This is a genomic window from Eudoraea sp., from assembly GCF_049665975.1.
GTDB lineage: Bacteria > Bacteroidota > Bacteroidia > Flavobacteriales > Flavobacteriaceae > Eudoraea.
In genome coordinates, this window is sequence record NZ_JBATGR010000354.1 from 1 (window position 1) to 4,134 (window position 4,134).

The 4,134-nt window shown below is 38.1% G+C and carries 3 protein-coding genes and 1 pseudogene; all 4 read left to right on the top strand.

All coding sequences use genetic code 11. The annotated features are described in order from the left end of the window. A partial coding sequence (locus tag WBN20_RS12135; RefSeq protein WP_424281872.1) for a zinc-binding dehydrogenase occupies window positions 1-775 on the top strand: 775 nt, incomplete at its 5' end. Between the two features lie 6 nt (window positions 776-781). Further along, entirely contained in the window at window positions 782-2,434 is a 1,653-nt protein-coding gene (locus WBN20_RS12140; RefSeq protein WP_424281873.1) for a UxaA family hydrolase, read from the top strand. 34 nt (window positions 2,435-2,468) lie between these two features. Beyond that, on the top strand, window positions 2,469-3,914 hold the full coding sequence (locus WBN20_RS12145) for a tagaturonate reductase (RefSeq protein WP_424281874.1): 1,446 nt from the start codon (window positions 2,469-2,471) through the stop codon (window positions 3,912-3,914). Window positions 3,915-3,999: 85 nt separating this feature from the next. Continuing rightward, window positions 4,000-4,134: pseudogene (locus WBN20_RS12150) on the top strand (SDR family oxidoreductase); the annotation flags it as partial.

A 4,134-nucleotide genomic window follows, 5' to 3' on the forward strand; every position in this document is an offset into this window, starting at 1 on the left:
GGTAATTGTAATGCCTTACATCAGTTGCGGACAATGCATTGCCTGTAAAAATGGAAAAACCAATTGTTGTACAGAACTCAGGGTACTTGGTGTACATACCGATGGCGGGATGCAGGAGCAGATTTCGGTACCAATGAACCTATTGATTCCTGCAAATAAATTAAGTTATGCCGAGATGGCAATAGTGGAACCATTGGCTATTGGAGCTCATGCCATCAGAAGGGCTGAAATTCTGCCCAATGAGTTTATTGTTGTGGTGGGTTGTGGCCCAATTGGAATAGGAATAATGAAATTTGCACAGATCGCGGGCGCAAAAGTAATTGCAATAGATCTAGATCCTGGAAGACTAAGTTACGCTAAAGATAAAATTGGTATAGATTATGCAGTTTTGGCTGGTGCTACAGCAGTGGACAAAATAGCAGAAATTACCAAGGGTGAGATGGCTACCGCAGTCTTTGATGCTACAGGAAATAAGGAGGCAATGGAGCATGGTTTAAATTATATGGCCAATGGTGGCCGATTTATTTTGGTTGGTTTGTCTAATGGTATACTTGAATTTGATCATCCGGCTATACATGCCAAAGAAACTACACTAATGTGTAGCAGAAATGCTACCTTGGAGGACTTTGAATATGTAATAGCTATTTTAAAAATGGGTAAATTTCCTGTGGATATTTTTATAACTCATAATGTGAGCTTTGCCCAAATGATACATCACTTCGATAGTTGGCTAGACCCCACAAACGGCGTGATAAAGGCAACCGTTAACTTTTAAATAGATATGTCCAAAGAATTTGTTCAAATAGATCGCAGGGATAATATTATCGTAGCCATTACCGACCTCAAAGAAGGATCGGCTATTGATATAAATGGGGTGAATATTATTTTAAAGGAAAATATTAAGGCAAAACACAAATTTGCCGGACAGAATTTTAGTATAGGTGATGAGATCTATATGTATGGTGTCCTTATTGGGAAGGCTATTAAACAAATACTTAGTGGTTGTGCGATAACGATAGATAACGTCAAACATGCATCCTCAGCATATAATAGTACAAATAAAAACTTTAAATGGAACCCACCAGATATTTCGAACTTTAAAGAAAGAACCTTTATGGGATATCACAGAGAAGACGGCAGTGTTGGAACTGCTAACTACTGGTTGATTATTCCAATGGTATTCTGTGAAAACAGAAATGTAGATGTCCTGGAAGCAGCCCTATCGGAATCTTTAGGATATATAACCAAAAAAGATTTTGCCGTAGATACCCAGGCATTGATAAACAAGTATAACTCGGGGGCGAGTGAAGAAGAGATATATACCACATCCATCATTCATACCAAGGATGAAATATCTAAAAACAGGTTGTTTTCCAATGTTGATGGAATAAAATTTTTAAAACATGATGGGGGTTGTGGCGGAGTCCGACAGGATTCTGAAGCTCTGTGTAATCTTTTAGCCGGGTATATCACAAATTCAAATGTAGCCGGAGCCACCGTACTAAGTTTAGGTTGCCAGAACGCAGAAGTTGTTACATTGCAAAAGTCGATTCAGCAAAAGGACCCAAACTTTTCAAAACCAGTAGTTTATTTGCGGCAGCAAAATAGCAGAAGTGAACGTGAATTTATTGAAGAGGCTGTAAAACGCACCTTTATAGGATTAACAAAGGCAAATAAAATAGAAAGAAAACCAGCCCCGTTAAGGAATTTAATTTTAGGATTGGAATGCGGTGGGTCTGACGGGTTTTCAGGAATTTCAGCCAATCCGGCCTTGGGCTACGCTTCAGATCTATTGGTCGCATTAGGAGGTACCACAGTACTTTCAGAGTTTCCGGAATTAAATGGAGTTGAGCAAGAACTCATAAATAGATGTGAGACCGAAGAATCTGCAAAAAAATTCGCGGCGCTTATGGATTCTTATTCTGCAGCAGCCCAAGCAGTGGGCTCTGCTTTTGAGAACAATCCTTCACCAGGCAATATTAAGGATGGACTTATTACAGACGCTATGAAATCTGCCGGAGCAGCCAAAAAAGGAGGAACTTCCCCAGTGGTTGATGTGTTGGATTATACCGAAAAAATAACGAAGCCCGGATTAAACCTCTTATGTACCCCTGGAAATGATGTGGAAAGCACAACCGGACTAGCTGGTTCAGGATGCAATATTATTGTGTTTACAACTGGTTTAGGTACACCAACAGGAAATCCAATAGCTCCTGTTTTAAAACTCTCAAGTAACACCCACTTGTATGAAAAAATGAAGGATATCATCGATATTAACGCCGGTACGGTCATAAGTGGTGAAGATAGTATTGAAAGTATGGGGGAGAAAATCCTGGAGTATATGATTGCAACCGCTAGTGGGGAACTTTTAGCGAAAGCTGTGGTCAAAGGCCAGAACGATTTTATTCCATGGAAAAGAGGCATCTCATTATAAGCCCGAAAAAAGCGCTCGCGAAACTTAAGAACAAGTGAAAACATTAAGCAGAAAAATAGTACCCACCCATTCCTATCCCGAAAGGGTATTACAATTTGGGGAGGGAAATTTTTTGAGGGCTTTTGCCAATTGGATGATTCACGAAATGAATAAGAAAGTGGGCTTTGATTCAGGAGTAGTGGTTGTACAACCTATAATTCATGGACTTACCAAAATACTAAGCAATCAGGATGGCTTGTATACCTTGTATTTAAATGGGATTAAAAATGGAAAGGCGGTTAGCGAATATCAAATCATAGATTGTATCCAAAGAGCAATCAACCCTTATGAGAAATATTCTGTTTATTTGGCTAATGCCGAAAATCCTGATTTAAGATTCGTTATCTCCAACACCACAGAGGCGGGTATTGCTTATCATAAAGATGATCAGTTAGAAGATGCCCCACAGAAAAGTTATCCCGGAAAACTGACAGCACTTTTATACAGGAGGTTCCAAGTTTTTAAGGGTGCCTCTGATAAAGGGCTAATCATTTTACCCTGTGAATTAATAGACAGAAACGGAGATAATTTAAAGAAAATAATTCTTCAATATGCCGTAGATTGGGAACTGGGCATGGCATTTATCCTGTGGATCAATGAAAGCAATGTTTTTTGCAATACTTTGGTAGACAGAATAGTGCCGGGCTATCCAAAAAACAAGATAGACATCATTACAGAAGAATTAGGCTATAAAGATGATTTAGTAGTTGAAGGTGAACAGTTTCATTTATGGGTAATTGAAGCTCCAACAAAGGTGAAAGAGGAATTCCCTGCGGCACAATGTGGGTTAAATGTGATTTTTACTGACAATATGGAACCCTACAGGACCAGAAAGGTGCGAATTCTAAACGGAGCACATACTTCATTAGTCCCGGTTGGATATTTATATGGAATTGAAAAAGTACGTGAATGTATAGAGGACCCCGTTGTGGGGACATTTTTAAAAAATGCCATATTCAATGAAATTTGTCCTACCCTTGATCTTTCAGAAGAAGAATTAATTCAGTTCTCAAATGATGTTCTTGATCGATTTAAAAATCCATATTTAGAACATGCCTTAATGAGTATCTCACTCAATTCCATCTCCAAATACAAAACAAGGGTTTTACCGTCAGTTTTGGAATACATAAAAAGGAAAAAAGAGTTACCCAAGTCTTTGTTGTTTTCTTTAGCATCCTTGATTGCCTTTTATAAAGGTGAAAGGAACGGGGAGTCTATAAAACTGGCAGATAATCAGGAAGTATTGGACTTTTTTAAATCACATTGGTTACAGGTAGATAGATCGGAAGAAAGTTTAACTGAAATGGTTAATGCCGTATTGGCCAATACCAATTTTTGGGATGAAGATTTAACGAAGTACAAAGGTTTACAAAATGAAGTTGCATCCGCTTTGAATTCAATCATTAACAATGGGATGAAAACAGCAATTTTAAATGCATAACATTTTATAACCTCACCCTATTTTAATGATACGAGAATATTGGAATTGAATAAGACATAATTTATATAATCTAAAACTCAAGCATATGGATTTAGGATTAAAAGACAAGGTGATTGTAATATCAGGTGCTGCAGGCATGGAAGGCAGTATTGGGGAAACAATATTACAGAATTTGGTATATGAGGGTGCCATTCCTGCAATTATTGACAGGAACGACAGG

Coding starts and splice junctions, on each gene's coding strand:
- WBN20_RS12140 (WP_424281873.1), top strand. CDS start 782: ATGTCCAAAGAATTTGTTCAAATAGATCGCAGGGATAATATTATCGTA.